The organism is Mycobacteroides sp. H001, assembly GCF_001440005.1.
Lineage (GTDB): Bacteria > Actinomycetota > Actinomycetes > Mycobacteriales > Mycobacteriaceae > Mycobacterium > Mycobacterium gwanakae.
The window spans coordinates 158,590-179,009 of record NZ_LJYH01000035.1; the positions used below are offsets into that span (position 1 = coordinate 158,590).

Consider the following 20,420-nt stretch of genomic DNA (forward strand, 5'->3'; position numbering starts at 1 on the left):
CCGGTAGGCTGAACAGAACCGACCTAGCAGTCAGGAGGCAGCGATGGCGCAGGAGCAGACCAAGCGCGGTGGTGGCGGTGACGAGGACGATGTCACCGACCTGGGAGGACCGGCCGGGCAGGAGCGCCGCGAAAAGCTGGCGGAGGACACTGACGATCTGCTCGATGAGATCGATGACGTGCTGGAAGAGAACGCCGAGGACTTCGTGCGGGCGTACGTCCAAAAGGGTGGCCAGTGATCTGGCGCGATGATTCGATCGCGCCCCAGCAGTTCACCCGACACTCGCACCTTTCCTCGTTCTCCGAGTACCTGAGGATTCAGGCGCCGGAGTTGCTTCCGGCACTCGGAAAGGCATCAGGTGACGTGATCACGAACCTGCCGCACGGCACGACCATCGTGGCGCTCACGTACCGCGGTGGAGTCCTGATCGCCGGTGACCGGCGCGCCACCCAGGGCAACTACATCGCGAACCGCGATATCGACAAGGTGCAGATCACCGACAACTACTCGGCGACAGGTATCGCGGGAACCGCTGCGATCGCCGTTGAGTTCGCGCGGTTGTACGCCGTCGAATTGGAGCACTACGAAAAGCTCGAAGGTGTGCCCCTGACCTTCAACGGTAAGGCCAATCGGCTCTCGGCCTTGGTACGTGGCAACCTCGCCGCGGCCATGCAGGGGCTGGTGGCGGTGCCGCTGCTGGTGGGCTACGACATCGACGACCCCAACGGTGAAACCGCTGGGCGCATCGTGTCTTTCGATGTCGCGGGCGGTTGGCACGTCGAGAGCGACGGATACCAGGCGGTGGGTTCTGGTTCGGTGTTCGCCAAATCATCGATCAAGAAGCTCTACAAGTCTGGCGGCGACGCACTGGGTGCGCTGGCGGTGGCGGTAGAGGCGCTGTATGACGCTGCCGAGGACGATTCGGCAACGGGCGGACCGGATCTGGTGCGCCGGGTGTTCCCGACGGCCATTCGGATCGATTCCGGCGGAGCGATTCGGGTGCCCGAGGCCGATATCGAAAGCATCGCGCGCGAGGTCATCCAGAAGCGGACCGAAGCGGCCGAAAGTGGTGATCCCTCATGACCTTTCCGTATTACGCCTCGGTCGAGCAGCTCATGCGCGACCGTTCGGAGTTGGCGCGCAAGGGAATCAGCCGCGGTCGTTCGGTCGTGGCGCTCACCTATGCAGACGGCGTGTTGTTTGTCGCCGAGAACCCGTCCAACTCGTTGCAGAAGGTCAGCGAGGTGTACGACCGGGTGGGTTTCGCCGCCGTCGGAAAGTTCAACGAGTTCGACCGACTGCGCCGCGGTGGTATTCAGTGGGCCGATATGCGCGGCTATGCGTATGACCGCCGCGACGTGAGTGGACGGCAGCTGGCCAATATCTACGCCGAGGCGCTTGGCACCATCTTCAACGAGCAGGCCAAACCGTATGAGGTGGAGCTGTGTGTCGGTGAGGTGGCTCATCACGGCCGGGACACCCAGCCGGTGCTGTACCGGATCACCTATGACGGCTCGATCGCCGATGAGCCGCATTGGGTGGTCATGGGTGGTAACACCGAGCCGGTGATCAACTCGCTCAAGGAGAGCTACGCCGAGGGCGCCACGCTGAAGGACGCGGTCGGTTTCGCGGTGAAGGCACTGCAGGCAGGGACGGCCGGCGCCAACGGTTCGGAGGGCCGGGCGCTGGGCGGACTTGAGGTGGCGGTGCTGGAACAGAGCCGTCCCCGCAGAGCCTTCCGCCGGATCAAGGGCGCCGCGCTGGAAGCGCTTCTGCCCGAGGACTTCTCCCCGGGGGAGATCGAGGGCGGCGGCGATCCGGGCCCCGAGGCCGGTGATTCCAAAGACTCCAAGGATTCCAAGGACAGTTAGCTCGCACGCGTTTGGCGTCCCGAGCGGGTAACACCGCGTCCCGGAAGTTATCCACAGCCTGAAATCGGCGGAACCGTGAGCGGACGTCGGTGGTCGTACCTGTATCGAACCCGTTTCGTCTCAGGTAGGAGCAGTCATGTCCGTCACCACCGACAAAGACACATACATCGATCTCGCGACGCTGCGACTGGCAGATGGCGCCTGTGAGGAGCTGGCCGCGCGCTGCGAGCTGCTACGGAGCGCTTTTGCGGGCGCCATCGCGCGTCTGGACACCATCGCACCCGCGGGCCATACGATCTTCGGCGACTGTGCGGAGGGCCGGGGGTGGTACCAGGTGGTTCATGACGCCGTCCGGGCACCCGCGGGATCGCTCACCGCCGTTCTCGAACAGCATCGATCCGTACTTACCGAGTTCGCCGAAACATTCCGGCGCATCGGCGACGCCTACCTCGACATCGACACGAACTCTGCCGATTGCTCCCGGAAAGCGGGGCGGTGAGATGACCGGCACGGTGCGGCCCGATGAATGGCACGGCGACAAATGGAGCCACGAATCGATCATGGACCTGCAGGCGCGGATGGAGCCCGACGGTATCAAACGCGTCGCCGGCGAATGGACGAGCACTCTGAGCAAGCTTGATTCGCTGCTCACCGCATTTCTCGAGGATGTCACGGCGATGATCAGCGAGAGCTGGAGCGGCGCAGGGGCGCGGGAGGCGCTGAGCACCATGCGGGCGTACGTGGAGAACTCGCGGGTGGCACTCGGAGAGGCCACCACCCTGTCCACCGGTCTGAGCGTGCTGGCTCACGCGACGGGTCAATTACAGCGGCAGGTCGTGGCCCCGAGTACCGGCGCACCAGTGGGCCGGCTGGGCGTGCCGGTCGGTTGGAGAGCCTCGGTCACCGACGACCTCGATCTGTGGGAACGAGCGTTGGAGCAGGTGCGCACCGTGTACAGCGATCCGGCGGTGCAGGCCGGAAATGCGGTGGCCCAACTGGTCGGCCCCCGGGAACGACTTCGTTTCGGATCCGGCCCCGGTCTGGGAGAGGCAGGCGACTCGTCGCGGGACGAACAGGCCGAGAGGGCCGGGGACTTCCTGGCGCGGTGGGCGTTGGGGGAGCCGGAGACGAATCCGCAGCAGACGATGCCTCAGGGCGGTGCCGGTATGCCGTTGCAGGTACCCCTCATGGTGGCGGGAATGCCGGGTAATCCCTTTCTGGGCAATGATTTCGGGTCCAGGCAGAAATCCGGATCGGGGGTGGACGAGCTCGCTGAAGACGATGTCTACGCGCAGCAGAACTGGATGCGTGATCCGCTCGGGCATGAGAACCCAACCCGCAGCGCGGGGTTCGAATCGGCGGCACCCGCGAGTCGTCAGCCGCTTACCCCGGACCGGATACCGCCGCTCGGTGCGGGAGCAACGCCGGCGAGTACCGGCGGCATCGGTGCGGGGGCGGCGATCCGGCCATGGGGTGCGATGATGCCGATGATGGGCGCGTATCCGTCGCACACGAACCAGCGGCGCGGGGACGAAAACGAGCACTACAGCCCGGGATATCTCGTCAATGGCGAGAACACCCGTGAGCTGCTGGGGGAGTTGCCCAAGGGCTCGGCCCCGGTTATCGGTTTGTGGGAGCACGAGCCCGACGACGATCTCGGACCACCGCCCCGTCGCGGGTTTCGTTCGCGCTGAGCCGGACCCTTGAGTGTCCGGGTTTGCGCCGGTATCAATACCGGGTGCCTTCGACACCCTCTGCTGATAGCTGCTGTTGTCTGACGCCGTCCCATCGCGCCTAGCCACAGAAAGCCATTCGCATAGTGTCTGTATTCGTCGACATCGTTCCCCCCGAAGAGTCGCCCGCCGAATCGAAAGAAGCAGCCCCGCGCCCATCGCAGTGGCGCCGCCGGTTGACCAGCGCCGCCCTGCCGCTGCTTTCGGTGGTGGTCTTCGTCGGCATCTGGCAGCTGGCCGCGGTGAGCGGCATTTGGAACCAGACCTTCGTGCCGTATCCGAGCAGCGTGTGGCACGCGTTCATCGAGGTCTCCACAAACCATGACGGCGTGCATGGGTACGGTGGCTACCTGCTCGCCGAACATCTGTATATGACGCTGCGCCGCTTGCTTTTTGGTGTCATCATCGGCGTTACCGGTGGCGTGCTGCTGGGCCTGGTCATGGGATCGGTCGGCTGGGTGCGCAGCGTGCTCGAGCCGTGGCTGACGTTCCTGCGCACGCTGCCGCCGTTGGCGTACTTCTTCCTGTTGGTCATTTGGCTGGGCATCGACGAGGCCCCCAAGATCACGCTGCTCGCGTTGGCGGCGCTGCCACCGGCCGCGGTCGCCACCACCGCCGCCGTGGTGGCCGCACCGGTCGGGCTGGTGGAGGCCGCCCGCGCCCTGGGCGCCACCCGCTGGCAGGTGACCCGTGACGTTGTCATCCCCGCGGCGCTGCCGGAGACATTCACCGGAGTTCGGCTCGCGGTGGGCATGGCGTACTCATCGGTGGTCGCCGCCGAATTGTTCAACGGCATACCCGGAATCGGCGGTCTGGTGAAAGACGCGAGCAACTACAACAACACGCCGGTGGTACTCGTCGGAATCTTTTCGATCGGGATCTCGGGACTGATCATCGACGCGGCGCTGCGGGCTGTGGAGCGCCGTGCGGTGCCGTGGAGGGGAAAGGTATGAGAGCGGGCCGAATCGCGGCGGCGCTGATGGTGGCGATCGGGCTCCTGTCCGGATGCGCCATCGACCACTCAGGCCTGCAGGATGGTAAACCGACCATCCGCATCGGGTATCAGAACTTCCCCAGCGGCGACCTCGTGGTCAAGCAAAACCGTTGGCTGGAAACGGCTTTACCCGATTACAACATCAAGTGGACGCGGTTCGACTCCGGTGCCGATGTCAACACGGCATTCATCGCCAGGGAGCTGGACTTCGGGTCGCTGGGCTCAAGTCCCTTCGCGCGGGGATTGTCGGCGCCCTTGAACATCCCGTACCGGGTGGCCTTCGTTCTCGATGTCGCGGGGGACAACGAGGCCCTGGTGGCCAGTAATCGCAGCGGTGTCACGACTATCGCGGGTCTGCGGGGTAAGCGCGTGGGTACCCCCTTTGCCTCCACCGCCCACTACAGCCTGTTGGCGGCATTGGCTCAGAACGGACTGTCCGCCAAGGATGTTCAGCTCGTGGATCTGCAGCCACAAGCCGCGCTGGCCGCCTTCGACCGCGGTGACGTGGACGCCGTCTACACCTGGTTGCCCACGGTGGACCAGGTGCGCAAGAACGGTAGGGATCTCATCACCAGCCGGCAGCTGGCCCAGGGGAGTAAACCCACCCTGGACCTGGCGGCCGTGGCCAACGTCTTCTCCGACGCGCACCCGGAGATCGTCGACGTGTGGCGCCAGCAGCAGGCACGGGCGCTGCGACTCATTCATGACGATCCGAGTGCGGCGGCCAAGGCCATCGCCGCCGAGAACGGGCTTACTCCACAAGAGGTGGCGGGCCAGCTCAAGCAGGGGATCTACTTGACTCCCGGTGAGGTCGCTTCTCCGAAATGGCTCGGTGAACAGGGAAAGCCGGGCCATATCGCCGTGGACCTGCAGAGTGCGTCACAGTTCCTGGCCGAACAGAAACAGATCCCCGCTGCGGCGCCACTGTCGACATTCGAGAATGCCGTCTATACGAAAGGCCTACCCGGTGTCATTGGCAAATGATGTGGAAAGCACTGTCCAGGAAAGCAAAACCGGATCGATAAAGATCAGTGGCGTCACGCACCGCTACGGCAGCGGCGCGGACAGGACCACGGCACTGGGCCCGGTGGACCTGACCGTCGATCCGGGGACCTTTCTGGTCTTGGTCGGGGCCTCGGGCTGCGGAAAGAGCACCCTGTTGCGGCTGCTGGCCGGATTCGAATCACCGAGTGAGGGGGCCGTACAGGTGGCCGGCGATGCGCCCACCCCCGGCATCACCTCTGGAGTGGTCTTTCAGCAGCCACGGCTGTTCCCCTGGCGCACCGTGGGAGGCAACGTCGAACTCGCCCTGAAGTACGCAAAGGTGCCTCGGGATCGATGGGCGCAGCGCCGGGACGAACTGCTCACCCGCGTCGGGCTGGAGGGCACCGCGAGTCGGCGCATCTGGGAGATCAGCGGCGGCCAGCAGCAGCGGGTGGCCATCGCCCGGGCACTCGCCGCGGAGACCCCGCTTTTCCTCTTGGACGAGCCGTTCGCCGCGCTCGACGCACTCACCCGCGAGCGTCTCCAGGAAGATGTCCGGCAGGTCAGTGCCGAGTCGGGCCGCACCACGGTGTTCGTCACACACAGCGCCGACGAGGCTGCCTTCCTCGGGTCGCGCATCGTCGTGCTGACCCGCCGCCCGGGGCAAGTGGCACTGGACATTCCGGTGAACCTGCCCAGAACCGGCATCGACCCCGACGATCTACGCCGTTCTCCCGAGTACGCCGAACTGCGTACCGAGGTGGGCAAGGCCGTCAAGGCCGCTGCCGCCTGACGCGCGCGAACAGTTTGCGGCAGGTCGAACCGACGAGTGTCCGGCCTCGAGTGTGCGCGGCTGCGCACCCGTTAACATGGTTGTGCCACAGGGAGAGCGGACTCGTTACGCAGTGTTATCGGGACGGTGCTGTATCTGGCTGACACGCGCGGCTAGCATTACTGGCATACGTCACGGGTGGGCGAAGAAGCCCACCTCAGCTGGGCCCTCATCGTGGTGTCCCGTTCTTAATTCTCCTTGTTCTGAGGATCGAAAATGAGCGAAGAACTCTTCGTCGGCATGAGTGAAACCGGGTGGGATCATGCGCCCTGGGAAGTCGAGCCGACCTTTACCTCCAGTGAACTGCGGATTCTGCTGAATCCGGCTCTATCGGTTACGCAGGCGGCCGACGAGGTGGGCTGCGTCGAGCACGACGTGCAGCGACTCAGGGACTCCGCTTGATCCGGCGCCTATCCATGTCCGGCATCCCGCAGTAGTTTTGCCGCCTCCATTTGGTACGCGTGCTCTGCCCATTGCAGCGGCGTTGTGCTGAAACGGTTGTCGGCGATTGTGCGATCGGCTCCTGCGTCCAGAAGCCTTCGGATCAACCCGAGGTCGCCCGCCCAGGCGGCGTGATGCAGCGGCGTCGCGCCTTCGTCGTCGCGGGCGTTGACGTCGGTGGGGAAGGCGGGTACCACGACGGTGGCGCCCGCGGTGTCGATTCCATGCCGTGCGAGCAGTTCCAGCCTGCCGGAGAACCCGTGCTCGGCGGCCCAGTCGACCTGCCGCCGCCACATCTGTTGACGGGTTTCCATGGCCTCGCCCAGGCGGAGTTCCCACGGGCTCGCCCCGGCATCGGCCAGCCCGTGGGCGAACAGCAGCTCCAGATGCGAATCGTCGGGGCGAAACATCCTGTTGTAGAGGGTCTGCTGATCCACCGGGTGTGCGCCGCGCTGCAGCAGAACGGTGGCCAGCGCTTCGGCGAAGGGGTGCCGGGGCTGACGTCCCGGCCCCTGCTCACCCTCGCCGAACACCCCCGTCAGCGCGGTGAACGGAGTGGACAGACCGCGCCAGAGGTATCCCGCGTTCGGATCGGCGCCGGCGTCCAGAAGCAGGCGCGCGGCAGCTACCGTCTGCTGCTCCGTGCGGCCCAATGGCGCACGGCCGTAGCACAGGTACATCAACGGAAACCATTGGTATGGACCACCATTCGTGCTCGCCAGTGTTGGGCGCGCCGCCAGATGTCGTGCGAGTGCGGCCGGGTCGGCGGCCGAGGCGGCCGCCCATACATGCCGATCTACCAGCGCGGGATCGGCGGCCGCGAGGTCCGCGGCCGTCTGCCAACGGGGCGGCTCATCGTCCTCGTCGTATCGCAGCGATGCCAGAGCGCAGAATCGGTCGGCCTTGTCGAGCGCCGCTTCGGACACCGCGCTCGGATCGGTGCTGAGTCCGGCGGCAAGCTCCACATAGTGCACGAGCGCGGGCCAGCCGGTGAATCCGTAGCGGCGGGCCACTGTCAGCTGGGCATCGTGCAGCGCGAATTGTTCACCCGCCAAGGCGATATCCGGACGTGGATGGTGTTGACGCACCACGCCGGCCGCGTCAAGATCGGTGGCTCGCATCGCGCGCTGCAGTCCGCGCGCCTCATCGCGGAGGCGATCAAGTGACGGATTGGTGGGAAGGGTGCTGGCCATGACGGCCTCCTCTCGTGTGCCCGATGTCCGCGAGACCAGGTGCGAGAAGAGGTCGGTAAACCAGTGCAAGCAAGGCAGGGAGGCTGAGCCTCTTCGGGCGGACACCGGGCGCTCCTGCACGCCCGGCGTCCACATTACCGCGCTAGAGCGTGGGCCGGCGGTCTGCCCACGGTGCGGTTGCCTCCAACTGGGCGGCCAGCCGGATGAGCAGTGATTCGCCGCCCAGTGGGGCGACGAACTGCACACCGAGTGGCAGGCCCTTCGGCGTTTGATACAGGGGCAGGGAAATCGCGGGGCGCCCAGTCAGATTCGCCAACTGGGTATAGGGAACCCAGCCGAGGTTGTCGTTGATCATGCTGTCGACGATGTTGGCGTACTTGAGCACGCGGGCCGTCTTGGTGCGCAACAACAGATCGGACACCGCCGCCAAGGGTGCCGGAAGGTTGAACTCGCCGATCTTCGGTGGGACCTTGGCAAGCGTGGGCGTGAGCAACAGGTCGTAGTCGCCGAAGAAGGTGGCCAGTTCCCGTACATAGTTGTGCCGGCGTTCCACGGCCGCAACATAATCGGGGCCGTTGGTGGCACGGCCCAGCGCGGCGATGAGTAGGGTGTCGCGTTCGAAACCTTCGTCACCGGCTCCGGTTAGCCGCTTGGTGTCGTCCACCTCGTAGGCCGCGTGCACAAACCAGGTCAGCAGGAAGTCGCGTGCCAGCTGCCCATCGTCATACGGGGCGCTCACCTCTTCCACCTCGTGGCCCAGATGCGTCAGGACACGCACTGCGGCCTCGACCGCGGCGGCTGCCGCCGGATCGGGATTGGGGGTGATGACGGTCGGGATGCGCACCCCGATCCGCAGCTTTCCGGGATCCCTGCCCACCTGCGAGGCGTACGAATCCTCGGGTATGGCAGGCAGGTACGGCGACGTCGCATCCGGTCCGGCAATAACATCGAGCATCGCGGCGGTATCGCGGACGGTGCGCGAGACCGTGCCGCTCACGGCCGCACCGTGCATGGGCTCGCCGGCCGCCGGACCCATCGGAGTGATGCCACGCCCTGGCTTGAGGCCCACCAGGCCACAACATCCCGCGGGGATGCGGATGGACCCGCCGCCGTCGCTGGCACCGGCCACCGGGACGATTCCCGCCGCGACGGCGGCCGCGGAGCCACCCGATGATCCGCCGGGTGTGCGGTCCAGGTCCCACGGATTACGGCTAGCCCCAAAAAGTTCCGGCTCGGTGATGCCCTTCGAGCCGAACTCGGGGGTGTTGGTCTTGCCGAAGATGACCAGACCGGCGTCGAGCCACCGCTGCACGATGGTGGAATGCTCCGGCGCGGGAAGGGTGGACAGCGCCCGGCACCCTCCCGATGTCGGGTGGCCCTTGTAGTCCTGGCCGAGGTCCTTGATGAGAAAAGGAACCCCCGCGAACGGACCGCTCAGCTCGCCCTCGACCTGTTTATCCGCCTCCGGAATGGTCCGGACTATGGCAGTGATCTTGTTGTTGACCGCTACCGCGCGGGCGCGGGCCGCGGCGAGCAGTTCGGCCGGGGTGACCTGCTTGGTGGCCACCAGCTCGGCCAGGCCGGTGGCGTCGTATCGGGAGTATTCGGAGAAGTCCACCCGGCCAGCCTATGCGGCCTCACGGGGTCAGGCGTTGGCCTTCTTCAACACATCGTTGTAGATGGCGACAATCTTCTCGGTCTGCAGCGACTGCCGCGGCTCGTCCTGGTGCGCGGCCACCACCTCGGTCATCTGCCGCAGCTTGGCGCGGTCATCGGCCAACGCCCGGATGGCCTTCGCAATGGCCTCGACGGATTCGTTCTCGGTGACCAGGCCACCGCCATCGGGTACCGACTCGCCCAGGATCTCGTCGCAGAAGATCACCGGAGTTGACATCGAAATCGCCTCCAGCAGAACCAGTCCCTGGGTGTCGAAACCGTAGGAGGTGAACAGTAGGGCGCTGCTGGCTCCCATCGCCGCCAGACAGCTGTCCTGGCTGACCCGGCCGCGCAGCCTGATGCGGTGCGAAGCTCCGTGTGAATCGACGTACTTCTTGATGGCGTGCTCGAGGTGGCCGTCGCCGTAGATGTCCATGACGCAGTTCTGGACCTGGGTGGCGGCCTTCACGGCCTCCAGCACCCGCTTCTCCGGGGACAGCCGTCCGCACCAGATCAGCCGTAGCGGCTCGTCGTCGGTCGGCTTGTCGTCCGCGGCTTCACGGGCGATATCCACCAGCTCGTCGTCCACGCCATTGGAGACCACCGAAATCGGCCGACGCAGCCCGCGGTCGGTGAGGGCCTGGGCAAAGTGTGTCGTCGGGGTGATCTCGTGATCCACCGCCTGCGCCTGAGCCATCATCAGCTGCCATGCCCGCCGCGACGCGGCCGATTCCTGCACCGTCGTCAGGTGGAAATCCTTGGGTAGATGGCGCTCCTGCATCTGGCTGAAGATCCACGCCAACAGCAGGGGGTTGGGGCTGGCCTTTTCGAAGTACACGTCGTACCGGGTGTGCTTGGTCTGCACCACCGGGATGCCATTGCGGCGGGCCGCTTCCACGCCGGCGATGCAGACGCCCAGGTCGCCCTGGCTGTGGATGATGTCGATCGGCCCGCGGGCACGAAGCTCCCGATCGATCAGCTCCTTGTTCGCCGCCCCGGGCCATACGAAGGTGAAATCGTCGTGCTTGCCGAGCTTGCGCATTGCCTCGGCCACGAATGGCACCGGCTTGACCTCGACGACGTTCGGGTCGGGGTCAACGGTGTGGGCCAGCGGCGCGGTGAACACCGTCACCTTGTGTCCCAGCCGTTCCAGCCCGTGACGCTGGCGCGCCACCGAGATCTGCGCCCCGCCCAGGCTCTCAGGGTGAAGATCGGTGAACAGCGCAATATGCATTGTCGAAACCTGTCGTTGTGTGCCAATACGGCGCGGACGAAACCGGGCCCAACCCGAACCGAACCGTATCGGATCGCCGGTCGTGCTGCTGAGATACCCAGACAGATGGCCTCGAGAAAGGCCAGCCTCCCCGCTGTCGATGGCCTCACCCAGTAGGCTCGATGGTGTGCAACGTCGAATTATGGGGATCGAGACCGAGTTCGGCGTCACGTGCACATTTCACGGCCACCGGCGATTGAGCCCGGACGAGGTCGCCCGCTACCTGTTCCGCCGGGTGGTGTCCTGGGGGCGCAGCTCCAACGTCTTCCTGCGTAATGGCGCGCGGCTCTATCTCGACGTGGGCAGCCACCCCGAGTACGCCACCGCCGAGTGCGACAGCCTGGTGCAGCTGGTCACCCATGACCGCGCCGGAGAACGCGTCCTGGAAGATCTGCTCATCGACGCCGAGCAGCGCCTCTCCGACGAGGGCATCGGCGGCGACATCTACCTGTTCAAGAACAACACCGATTCCGCGGGCAACTCGTACGGCTGCCACGAGAACTACCTCATCGTGCGGGCCGGTGAGTTCTCCCGGATCTCGGATGTGCTGCTGCCGTTCCTGGTCACCCGCCAATTGATCTGCGGGGCGGGCAAGGTGCTGCTCACGCCCAAGGCCGCGACCTATTGCTTATCGCAACGTGCCGAGCATATTTGGGAAGGTGTGTCCTCGGCGACCACGCGTAGCCGCCCCATCATCAACACGCGCGACGAGCCGCACGCCGACGCCGAGAAGTACCGGCGCCTGCACGTCATCGTCGGCGACTCCAACATGTCCGAGTCCACCACCATGCTCAAGGTGGGCACCGCGGCACTGGTGCTGGAGATGATCGAGTCGGGTGTGGCATTCCGGGACTTCTCTCTGGACAACCCGATCCGCGCCATCCGTGAGGTCAGCCACGACCTCACCGGCCGTCGCCCGGTCCGGCTCGCCGGTGGGCGTCAGGCCAGCGCGCTGGACATCCAGCGCGAATACCACGCGCGTGCCGTGGAACACCTCAACACCAGAGAACCCAATGAGCAGGTCGAGCAGGTCGTCGAACTCTGGGGTCGCACGCTGGATGCCGTTGAGAGCCAAGACTTCTCGAAGGTCGACACCGAGATCGACTGGGTGATCAAGCGCAAGCTCTTCCAGCGGTACCAGGATCGCTACAACATGGAGCTGTCTGACCCGAAGATCGCTCAGCTGGACCTGGCCTATCACGACATCAAGCGTGGCCGGGGCGTGTTCGACCTGCTGCAACGCAAGGGGTTGGCCGCACGCATCACCACCGATGAGGAGATCAAGGCCGCCGTCGATCAGCCGCCGCAGACCACGCGCGCCAAGCTCCGCGGCGACTTCATCACCGCCGCCCAGGAGGCCGGCCGCGATTTCACCGTCGACTGGGTGCACCTCAAGCTCAACGACCAGGCGCAACGCACCGTGCTGTGCAAGGACCCGTTCCGGTCGGTCGACGAGCGGGTGGAACGGCTCATCGCCAGCATGTAGCGCTCGCGCTCGGCGTTTGGGTCGTGTCCGAACAAACATTCGGACACTCCCGCATGCGCTCCGGGCTGACGTGCCGGTTTCCTCTAAGCTTTCCGCCGTGGCGATCTCCAAAGTCGAGCGGTTGATGAACCTGGTGATCTGCCTGCTGTCCACCCGCACCTATGTCACCGCAGAACGAATCCGCACCTCTGTGGCCGGTTACTCGGACTCGCCGAGCGATGAGGCCTTCAGCCGGATGTTCGAGCGCGACAAGAACGAACTGCGCGACCTGGGCATCCCGCTGGAAACGGGCAAAGTGTCGTCCTTCGATGCCACGGAGGGCTACCGCATCCGTCGCGACGCCTACGAGTTGCCCGATATCACTCTCACCGCCGATGAATCCGCGGCTGTTGCGGTCGCCACGCAGCTGTGGCAGTCGCCCGAACTGGTCACCGCCGCACAGGGTGCGCTGATGAAACTGCGCGCGGCGGGCGTGGACGTCGATCCCGCCGCCGAGAACGTTTCGGTGGCGGGGTCCACGTCAAACCTAGCGATGCCCGGTGGTCGTGGGTCGGAATCGGTGTTGCGAATCCTGCTGTCCGCCATCGACTCCGGTCAGGCAGTGCAGTTCGGTCACCGGCCCTCACGCGCCGAGCCGTACGTCACGCGCACCGTGGAGCCGTGGGGCGTGATCACCGACCGCGGACGCTGGTACCTGGTCGGACACGATCGGGACCGCAATGCCACCCGTACGTTCCGGCTCTCCCGCATCGGAGAGGACGTCACGATGCTGGAAAAGCCGGGCGCGGTGCGTCGCCCCGACGGAGTGGATCTGCGCGCCATCGTGGCCAGGGCCGTCGGCGATGGGCCGGTGCGCATCACTGCGCGGGTGTGGATCGCCGAGGGACGTGCCCAGGAGCTGCGCCGGATGGGCGCAATGGTCGAGCCACGCCGGCTGGGCGAGCGCGACGGAGATGTGGTCGAGATCGAGGTGGCCTCACCCGACCGTCTGGTCCGCTCGATCGCCTCCCACGGCGCCGATGCGGTCGCGTTGGAGCCGGCGCAGGTGCGCGAAGAGGTCATCGCTCGTCTTCAGGAGCACGCGGGGGTCACGGCATGACCGAGCTGTCGAATCGTCTGACCCGGCTTCTCAACATGGTTCCGTACTTCCAGGCCAATCCGGGTATCAGTGCCGCTGACGCCGCCGCGGATCTGGGCGTCACCACCAAGCAGCTGATGGCCGATCTGAACCAGCTGTGGATGTGTGGCCTGCCCGGTTACGGTCCCGGCGACCTGATCGATCTCTCGTTCTCCGAGGAGAGCATCGAGGTCACGTTCTCGGCCGGTATCGACCGTCCGCTGCGCCTCACCTCGCCCGAGGCGACGGCGCTGTTGGTCGCCCTGCGCGCCCTGCTGGACATGCCCGGCACCGTCGACCCGGAGGCCGCGCGCAGCGCTATCGCCAAGATCGAGGATGCCGCGGGGGCCGGCGACGAGACGCTCGGGCGACGAGAATCAGACGCCGAATCGAACGCTTCACCGGCGACTCCCGTCGAGTCCGAGGCGGTCTCCGCCGTCCGCTCGGCCGTGCGTAACCGCAAGGCGCTGCGCATCGAGTATTACTCGGCATCACGAGATGCCTTGTCGGAGCGGATAGTCGATCCCATTCGGATCGCGGTCGTGGGGGACCACAGTTACCTGGAGGCCTGGTGTCGCGCCTCCGAGGGGGTGCGGTTATTCCGGTTCGACAGGATCGAACAGGCCGAGGTTCTCGACCAGCGTTCGGCACCCCCCGCGCCCGCGGTCCAGACGGCCACCGACACCGGCCTGTTCGAGGCGGACCCCTCGTTGCCGGCCGCGACGGTATTGGTCGGGCCGGGCGCCTCCTGGGTCTTCGACTACTTCCCGATGCGGCCCACCGGTGTCCAGCATGCCGATGGATCGGTCGAGGCCGCCATGACCTATGCCTCCGAGGACTGGATGGCGCGGCTGATCCTCGGTTTCGGTTCGGCGATCCGGGTGCTGGCGCCGGAATCCCTGGCGCGACGGGTCCGTACCGACGCGGCGGCGGCGCTGGCGGCGTATCAGGCCAGCTGACCGCGATCAGCCCTGGGGTAGCATCAAGGCAGACACGACGCCAGAGGAGGTGACCACATTGGGCGGTCTACAACCCATGCACTGGGTGATCGTAATTGTCGTATTCGCGCTGCTCTTCGGTGCCAAGAAGCTGCCCGACCTCGCGCGTTCGCTGGGTAAGTCGCTGCGGATCTTCAAATCCGAAGTCAAGGAACTGCAAAACGAGGGAAATTCTGCGAAGGCGGCCGACGCCCCACCAGCGGTGGAGCAGCAGCAAGTGCCACCCGCTACCGCGGTGGAAGCACCGCCGATCGAATCGACTCCCGGTCACAAGCCCACTGCCTAGCCGCGTTCCGCCGCGATAGGCCGGCCGGATAGGTCATGCGTTCATGAATAAGGTCCTGGGTGCTCTTGGGCTGCAGCGAAAGTCCAGACGGCCCAAGAATTCCGACGGCACCATGTCGCTCGTCGAACATCTGCAGGAGCTGCGTACCCGCCTGCTTATCTCGGTGGCCGCGGTCCTGCTGACCACCGCGTTTGGGTTTATCTGGTACGAGCATGCGCTTTTCGGGCTACCCGGTTTAGGGCAGCTGCTCATAGACCCCTACTGCTCCATACCGGCTAAAGATCGTGCCACCTTCAGCCCGGACGGAGCCTGCCGGCTCTTGGCCACGGCACCCTTCGAGCAGTTCATGCTGCGTCTCAAGGTCGGTCTCACGGCAGGTGTGGTGCTGGCCTGCCCGGTGTGGTTCTACCAACTCTGGAAATTCATCACTCCGGGTCTGTACCGCAACGAACGCAGATTTGCCGTTATCTTTGCGGTCTGCGCTGCTGGGTTGTTCCTCGCCGGGACGGCGCTTGCCTACGTTGTTCTCACCAAGGCGCTCTATTTCCTGCTGACAGTTGGTGGCGGCATTCAGCAGACCGGGCTCAAGGGTGACGAGTACTTCAGCTTCCTGATTAACCTGCTGCTGGTCTTCGGTGTCAGCTTCGAGTTCCCGCTGCTCCTCGTCATGCTGAATTTCGTGGGAATCCTGTCCTACGACAAGCTCAAGAACTGGCGTCGCGGCATGATCTTCGGCCTGTTCGTGTTCGCGGCCTTCGCGACACCGGGATCCGATCCGTTCTCGATGACCGCGCTGGGCCTCGCGCTGACGCTGCTGCTGGAGTTCTCCATCCAGATCGCGCGGGTACACGACAAACGCAAGGCCAAGCGCGAGGCCGCGCAGGAGCTCAGTGATGACGAGGCCTCGGCTTTGGATGCTCCCGAGGCCATTGCCGCGCCCGAACCGATCGGTCCTCCCGAGCGGTTTGACAACATGGGCAAGTGACCAGCATCGGAACCCAACTCAGTGCGTTCTCCCAAGGGCTGAGTTTTGCTCTCGATCCCTTTCAGGTCCGCGCGTGCACAGCGCTGGAAAACGGCCACGGCGTGCTGGTCTGTGCACCCACCGGCGCGGGTAAGACCATCGTCGGAGAATTCGCGGTCCACCTGGCGCTGGCGGCCGGACGCAAGTGCTTCTACACCACCCCGATCAAAGCGCTGAGCAACCAGAAACACAACGACCTGGTGTCGGTGTACGGACCGGAGAAGGTCGGCCTGCTTACCGGAGATTCCTCGATCAACTCCGATGCCCCGGTGGTTGTGATGACCACCGAGGTGCTGCGGAACATGCTGTATGCGGATTCGCCAGCACTGCATGGTCTTTCGTATGTGGTCATGGACGAGGTGCATTTCCTGGCCGACCGATTCCGCGGTGCGGTCTGGGAAGAAGTCATCTTGCACCTGCCCGAAGAGGTGGCCCTGGCCAGCCTGTCGGCCACGGTAAGCAACGCCGAGGAATTCGGCGGATGGATCAAGACAGTCCGCGGAGACACTGCCGTCGTGGTCGACGAGACCAGGCCGGTCCCGTTGTGGCAGCACGTCATGGTCGGGCGGCGGCTCTTCGACCTCTTTGATTACGACGGCAAGAAAACCGATGTCGACCCGGAGCTCACCCGCTACATAGCCCAGCGGCGCCAGGCCGATCGCTTCGCAGACTTCGACCGCCCACGCCGACGGGGGCCACACGATCGTGGCGGGCGTCCCCCCACGCTCTATCGCCCGCCATCGCGACCCGAGGTCATCACCAGGCTCGACGAGGACGGCCTGCTTCCGGCGATTACGTTCATATTTTCTCGTGCGGGCTGCGATGGCGCTGTGGCGCAATGCCTTCGATCCCGGTTGCGCCTCACCACCGAGGAGGACCGGCGGGAGATCGTTGCCATCATCGACCGCCGCACCGAGGGGCTGCCCGAGGCAGACCTGGACGTGCTCGGCTACTGGCAGTGGCGTGAGGGGCTGCTGCGCGGTATCGCCGCCCACCATGCCGGCATGCTGCCGGTCTTCCGGCACACCGTCGAGGAACTGTTCACCAGGGGGCTCGTGAAGGCGGTATTTGCCACCGAGACACTGGCATTGGGTATCAACATGCCCGCGCGCACGGTGGTGCTGGAGCGGTTGGTGAAGTTCAACGGCGAGCAGCACGCGGCGTTGACTCCGGGGGAGTACACCCAATTGACCGGGCGCGCGGGCCGGCGCGGAATCGACGTCGAGGGACACGCCGTCGTGTTGTGGACGCCCGAGGTGGAACCCAGCGAGATCGCAGGTCTGGCGTCCACGCGTACCTTCCCGCTGCGCAGCTCATTTGCGCCGTCCTACAACATGACGATCAATCTGGTGCACCGCATGGGCCCGGATCCGGCGCGCGAACTACTGGAGCGCTCCTTCGCGCAGTTCCAGGCCGACCGCTCGGTGGTGGGACTGGTCCGCGGTATCGAACGCGGCAAGAAGATGCTGGACGACATCGCCAAGGAGATTGACGGGCACGACGGGTCCGTCCTGGAATACGTCCGGTTGCGCGGCAGGCTCTCCGAGCGCGAGCGGGCCGCGGCGCGCACCTCGCGGCTGGAACGTCGCGGTGCGGCCAACGATGCCCTGGCGGCGCTCAAGCGCGGCGATGTCATCGCGATACCTCACGGCCGCCGCAATGGCGTGGCCGTCGTGCTGGAGCCGGCCCACGACGACGATGACCCGCGCCCGTTGGTGTTAACCGAACATCGTTGGGCCGGAAGGATTTCATCGGCGGACTACTCAGGAACCGCGGAACCGCTCGGATCCATCAGCCTGCCCAAGCGTGTCGAGCACCGCCAGCCCAAGGTGCGCCGTGACGTGGCGTCAGCCCTGCGATCGGCACTGGACGAGGGCCGGGTGCGCAGGCCGCAACCCGTGAAGGGGCGCAAGAACGATTCGGGCACTGATGGTTCAGATCTCGGCGTCGAGGTCGAACGGCTGCGCCGCGAAATCCGGGAACATCCGGCGCACCACGCTCCCAACCGTGAGGAACTGGCGCGGACGGCCGAGCGCTATCTGCGCATCGAACGCGATAACGCACAACTGCAGAAGAAGGTGTCGGCCGCCACCAACTCACTCGCGCGCACTTTTGACCGCATCCTGACGCTGCTGACCGAACGCGGATACGTCCAGGACAGTTCCGAACTCGGCAAGAAGGTGACCGAGGACGGCATGCTGCTGGCGCGTATTTACAGCGAGAGCGATCTGCTGGTGGCCGAATGTCTGCGGCGCGGACTGTGGGCGGGGCTCAAACCCGCGGAACTGGCGGCCGTGGCCTCGGCCGTGCTGTACGAGTCGCGTGGTGATGCGGTATCGGTGACGGGGGAGGCACCGACTGGGGCGCTGCGCGCGGCGCTCGCCGAAACCCACCGGGCACTGGCACGGTTGCGTCACGACGAACAGCGGCATCAGCTCGCGCCCACCCGCGAGGTCGATGAGGGCTTCGTCGCGGCGGTGTACCGCTGGGCGACCACCGGTGATCTGGCGGCGTCGTTGGAGGCGGCCGGTGATACGGGCACCGCGCTACCGGCAGGCGATTTCGTGCGGTGGTGCCGGCAAGTGGTTGATCTGCTCGACCAGATCAACAAGGCAGCGCCGGACGCCGGGGTGCGCTCGGTGGCGAGGGCCGCGGTCGCCGACGTGCGGCGTGGCGTCGTTGCCGTTGATGGCACATAACGACGAGCAAACGCTAAGGTGGAGCGTCAGCACCCTCTTACACACCGGTAAGTAACAAAGTCGCGACACGGGAGGAACGATGAGCGGTCCACAGGGAACCGAACCTGGCGGACAGTGGGCGCCCCAACCTGGGCAAGGCCAAGAGCCGTGGCAGACACCGCAATCCTCAGATCCGGCGCAGCAGGGTGAACCGAGTTGGCAGCAGCCCGCCTATGGCCAGGGCCAGCAGTATCCGCAGTACCAGCAGCCGGGTTTCCCGGGCGGTGGATTTGGGGATCCGAGCCAGTTCGGCCAGCAGCCCAGTCAGCCGGGGTTCGGCGAGCCGAGCCAGTTCGGTCAGCCCGGCGCCTACGGCCAGCCGGGACAGTACGGACAGCAGGGTGGATACCCGGGCCAGTACGGACAGCAGCAGGGACAGCCGTTCCCGCAGTTCGGCGCCGGAAAGCCGCAGCGTTCCACCAAGACCATCGCGATCATCGGCGGTATCGTCGCGGCCGCGGTGATCCTGATCGTGGTGCTGATTACGGCCTTCCTGGCACCTGGCTGGGCCATGACCACAACCCTGGACGTCAACAAGGCGCAGGAGGGTGTGACCAAGGTTCTCACCGACGAAACCAATGGCTACGGCGCCAAGAACGTCAAGGACGTCAAGTGCAACGATGGCCAGAACCCCGAGGTGAAGAAGGGCGCCACCTTCAACTGCGATGTCAGCATCGACGGCACCAAGCGACAGGTCACCGTGACCTTCCAGAACGACAAGGGCACCTACGAGGTCGGCCGCCCCAAGTAACGAGTTCCGCCAGAACGCCGAGCGCATGCAGTGACGCGCTCGGCGTTTTGCGTTCTCGGCTTAAGGCTGCGGCAGCGTGTCCAATGCCTTCTGGAGGCGCGTGATCGCCGAACCGATGCCCAGCTCGGCACCGAGTTCGGCGACTCGCCGCGGATCTCGGGCGGCCAGCGGTAGCGCATCGCTGTCCCGATCGATGGTGACCGGCGCATCCACGGCCACCCGCACCACCGGCTCGGCAGCCGCGATGTAGTCGACCGAGGCCTGCAACTTGGCGCGAACGGCCTTGGCCAGCCCTGATTTTGGATCATCGGCCGCCGCGAGAATGCTGGTCAGCGAGTGGTGCTCGGCCAGAAGTTTGGCGGCGGTTTTCTCGCCCACCCCGGCAACACCGGGCAGACCGTCGGACGGGTCGCCGCGTAGCAGGGCCAGCTCGGCGTACGCCGCGCCGGCGCGCTCGACGGGCACGCCGTACTGCTCGGATACCTCCACCGGTCCGAACAATGTGGCCTTGGCGAACCCGCGCCCCATGTAGAAGACGCGAACAGGTACCGGGGCATCGGTGACCACCTGCAGTAGGTCTCGGTCCCCGCTGACCACGATCACCGGGTCGCGCCGTTCAGCGGCCGCGAGGGTGCCCAGTACGTCGTCGGCTTCGAATCCCGGGGCCCCGGCGGACGCGATGCCGAACGCATCCAGCATTTCGGCGATCATGTCGACCTGGGGTGTCAGGTCGTCGGGCACCTCTTCGACATCGACGGCGCCGTCGGGCTCCTCCGTGACCACACGATGCGCCTTGTACGACGGAATCGCGGCAACCCGCCAGGCGGGCCGCCAGTCCAGATCCAGGCACACCACAAGCCGATGCGGCCGATGCAGCGTGATGAGCTGGGAGATGGTGTCGAGGAAGCCGCGGACCGCATTGACGGGCCTGCCATCAGGGGACTTGATGGAATCCGGGACGCCGAAGTATGAACGGAACCACAGGCTGGCTCCATCGAGGAGCAGGACGGGTCGGTGGAGGTCTTCTGACACGGCACTCAACC

Annotated in this window: 20 protein-coding genes; 16 read left to right on the forward strand and 4 right to left on the reverse strand. The window is 65.6% G+C overall.

The window, feature by feature from the left end:
- The first annotated feature begins 43 nt into the window (after nt 1–43).
- From AOT83_RS17955 to AOT83_RS17995, 9 genes are all read left to right on the forward strand, one after another.
- Complete coding sequence (locus AOT83_RS17955; RefSeq protein WP_030095612.1) at nt 44–238, forward strand: ubiquitin-like protein Pup; 195 nt, start codon at nt 44–46, stop codon at nt 236–238.
- Entirely contained in the window at nt 235–1,083 is an 849-nt protein-coding gene (gene prcB, locus AOT83_RS17960) for a proteasome subunit beta (protein ID WP_030095613.1), read from the forward strand. The genes AOT83_RS17955 and prcB overlap by 4 nt, the downstream gene beginning before the upstream one ends.
- On the forward strand, nt 1,080–1,871 hold the full coding sequence (gene prcA / locus AOT83_RS17965; RefSeq protein ID WP_057964725.1) for a proteasome subunit alpha: 792 nt from the start codon (nt 1,080–1,082) through the stop codon (nt 1,869–1,871). Before prcB ends, prcA begins: the two co-directional genes overlap by 4 nt.
- Nucleotides 1,872–2,007: 136 nt before the next feature.
- On the forward strand, nt 2,008–2,370 hold the full coding sequence (locus tag AOT83_RS17970; RefSeq protein ID WP_030095615.1) for a hypothetical protein: 363 nt from the start codon (nt 2,008–2,010) through the stop codon (nt 2,368–2,370).
- Between the two features lies 1 nt (nt 2,371).
- The gene (locus tag AOT83_RS17975; protein ID WP_057964726.1) at nt 2,372–3,565 is read left to right on the forward strand and encodes a hypothetical protein; all 1,194 of its coding nucleotides are present in this window, start codon (nt 2,372–2,374) and stop codon (nt 3,563–3,565) included.
- Nucleotides 3,566–3,690: 125 nt separating this feature from the next.
- Entirely contained in the window at nt 3,691–4,557 is an 867-nt protein-coding gene (locus tag AOT83_RS17980) for an ABC transporter permease (protein WP_030095617.1), read from the forward strand.
- Complete coding sequence (locus AOT83_RS17985; RefSeq protein ID WP_057964727.1) at nt 4,554–5,582, forward strand: ABC transporter substrate-binding protein; 1,029 nt, start codon at nt 4,554–4,556, stop codon at nt 5,580–5,582. The genes AOT83_RS17980 and AOT83_RS17985 overlap by 4 nt, the downstream gene beginning before the upstream one ends.
- Nucleotides 5,566–6,375 (forward strand): ABC transporter ATP-binding protein, encoded by an 810-nt coding sequence (locus tag AOT83_RS17990; protein WP_044104478.1) that lies wholly within the window; start codon nt 5,566–5,568, stop codon nt 6,373–6,375. The genes AOT83_RS17985 and AOT83_RS17990 overlap by 17 nt, the downstream gene beginning before the upstream one ends.
- Before the next feature lie 255 nt (nt 6,376–6,630).
- Entirely contained in the window at nt 6,631–6,816 is a 186-nt protein-coding gene (locus tag AOT83_RS17995) for a hypothetical protein (protein ID WP_057964728.1), read from the forward strand.
- Between the two features lie 8 nt (nt 6,817–6,824).
- Here the strand turns inward: AOT83_RS17995 and AOT83_RS18000 are convergent, their stop codons facing one another.
- The 3 genes from AOT83_RS18000 to AOT83_RS18010 form a co-directional block, all read right to left on the reverse strand.
- Nucleotides 6,825–8,048 carry an ankyrin repeat domain-containing protein gene (locus AOT83_RS18000; protein ID WP_057964729.1) on the reverse strand — a complete coding sequence of 408 codons (1,224 nt, stop codon included), beginning with the start codon at nt 8,046–8,048 and terminating at the stop codon, nt 6,825–6,827.
- A gap of 142 nt (nt 8,049–8,190) precedes the next feature.
- Nucleotides 8,191–9,666 (reverse strand): amidase, encoded by a 1,476-nt coding sequence (locus AOT83_RS18005; protein WP_030095622.1) that lies wholly within the window; start codon nt 9,664–9,666, stop codon nt 8,191–8,193.
- 27 nt (nt 9,667–9,693) lie between these two features.
- Nucleotides 9,694–10,938 carry a glycosyltransferase gene (locus AOT83_RS18010; RefSeq protein ID WP_030095623.1) on the reverse strand — a complete coding sequence of 415 codons (1,245 nt, stop codon included), beginning with the start codon at nt 10,936–10,938 and terminating at the stop codon, nt 9,694–9,696.
- A gap of 166 nt (nt 10,939–11,104) precedes the next feature.
- Between AOT83_RS18010 and pafA the strand changes: the two genes are divergently transcribed.
- The 7 genes from pafA to AOT83_RS18045 all read left to right on the forward strand — a co-directional run bounded on the left by pafA (nt 11,105) and on the right by AOT83_RS18045 (nt 19,377).
- Complete coding sequence (gene pafA, locus AOT83_RS18015) at nt 11,105–12,463, forward strand: Pup--protein ligase (protein ID WP_030095624.1); 1,359 nt, start codon at nt 11,105–11,107, stop codon at nt 12,461–12,463.
- A gap of 97 nt (nt 12,464–12,560) precedes the next feature.
- Nucleotides 12,561–13,562 (forward strand): YafY family protein, encoded by a 1,002-nt coding sequence (locus tag AOT83_RS18020; protein ID WP_057964730.1) that lies wholly within the window; start codon nt 12,561–12,563, stop codon nt 13,560–13,562.
- The gene (locus AOT83_RS18025; protein ID WP_030095626.1) at nt 13,559–14,539 is read left to right on the forward strand and encodes a YafY family protein; all 981 of its coding nucleotides are present in this window, start codon (nt 13,559–13,561) and stop codon (nt 14,537–14,539) included. The genes AOT83_RS18020 and AOT83_RS18025 overlap by 4 nt, the downstream gene beginning before the upstream one ends.
- A 58-nt stretch (nt 14,540–14,597) precedes the next feature.
- On the forward strand, nt 14,598–14,864 hold the full coding sequence (gene tatA / locus AOT83_RS18030; protein ID WP_044104701.1) for a Sec-independent protein translocase subunit TatA: 267 nt from the start codon (nt 14,598–14,600) through the stop codon (nt 14,862–14,864).
- A gap of 112 nt (nt 14,865–14,976) precedes the next feature.
- Entirely contained in the window at nt 14,977–15,849 is an 873-nt protein-coding gene (tatC, locus tag AOT83_RS18035) for a twin-arginine translocase subunit TatC (RefSeq protein ID WP_057964767.1), read from the forward strand.
- The gene (locus tag AOT83_RS18040) at nt 15,846–18,587 is read left to right on the forward strand and encodes an RNA helicase (protein ID WP_057964731.1); all 2,742 of its coding nucleotides are present in this window, start codon (nt 15,846–15,848) and stop codon (nt 18,585–18,587) included. The genes tatC and AOT83_RS18040 overlap by 4 nt, the downstream gene beginning before the upstream one ends.
- A gap of 79 nt (nt 18,588–18,666) precedes the next feature.
- A complete protein-coding gene (locus tag AOT83_RS18045; protein WP_057964732.1) occupies nt 18,667–19,377 on the forward strand; it encodes a DUF4333 domain-containing protein in 711 nt (236 codons plus the stop codon).
- A 60-nt stretch (nt 19,378–19,437) separates the two neighbouring features.
- On the opposite strand, the gene AOT83_RS18050 is transcribed toward AOT83_RS18045, so the two are convergent.
- Nucleotides 19,438–20,382, reverse strand: coding sequence for a 5'-3' exonuclease (locus AOT83_RS18050; protein ID WP_057964768.1), 945 nt, complete (start codon nt 20,380–20,382; stop codon nt 19,438–19,440).
- Between the last annotated feature and the right edge of the window lie 38 nt (nt 20,383–20,420).